Consider the following 764-nt stretch of genomic DNA (forward strand, 5'->3'; position numbering starts at 1 on the left):
TTTTGGATATTGCTCTTCTGCTTTCAATGCCAAAGCATCAGAATAAGAGGTTTTCGCACTTGTATAATCTTTGGATCCAAACTGAGAATCTGCCAAAGTAATGATCGCTGCATACTTTTCATCCAAGGCTTTCTTCTCGGCAGCTAACCTTGCAGCTTCTTCAGCCTGCCTTTGTTGTTCTGCCAACAACTCATCAATCTTTGCAATCTGTGTTTTTGGATATTGCTCTTCTGCTTTCAATGTCAAGGCATCAGAATAAGAAGTTTTCGCACTTGTATAATCTTTGGATCCAAACTGAGAATCTGCCAAGGTAATGATAGCTGCATATTTCTCATCCAGAGCTTTCTTCTCGGCCGCTAAGCGTGCTGCTTCATCAGCCTGTTGTTGCTGTTCTGCCAGTAATTCATCAATCTTTGCAATCTGTGTTTTTGGATATTGCTCTTCTGCTTTCAATGCCAAGGCATCAGAATAGGAAGTTTTCGCTGATGGATAATCTCCTGATTCGAGCTGAGAATCTGCCAAAATAATGATCGCTGCATACTTTTCATCCAAGGCTTTCTTCTCGGCAGCTAACCTTGCAGCTTCTTCAGCCTGCCTTTGTTGTTCTGCCAGTAATTCATCAATCTTTGCAATCTGTGTTTTTGGATATTGCTCTTCTGCTTTCAATGTCAAGGCATCAGAATAAGAAGTTTTTGCTGATGGATAATCTCCTGATTCAAACTGAGAATCTGCCAAAGCAATGATAGCTGCATATTTCTCATCCA

At 40.8% G+C, this 764-nt stretch carries 1 protein-coding gene; it reads right to left on the reverse strand.

Annotated elements, in window-relative coordinates:
• Positions 1–764: hypothetical protein (locus M0051_RS19575; RefSeq protein ID WP_306743260.1), on the reverse strand; the 764-nt coding region annotated here is incomplete at both ends.

The organism is Marinifilum sp. D714, from assembly GCF_030851345.1.
Lineage (GTDB): Bacteria > Bacteroidota > Bacteroidia > Bacteroidales > Marinifilaceae > Marinifilum.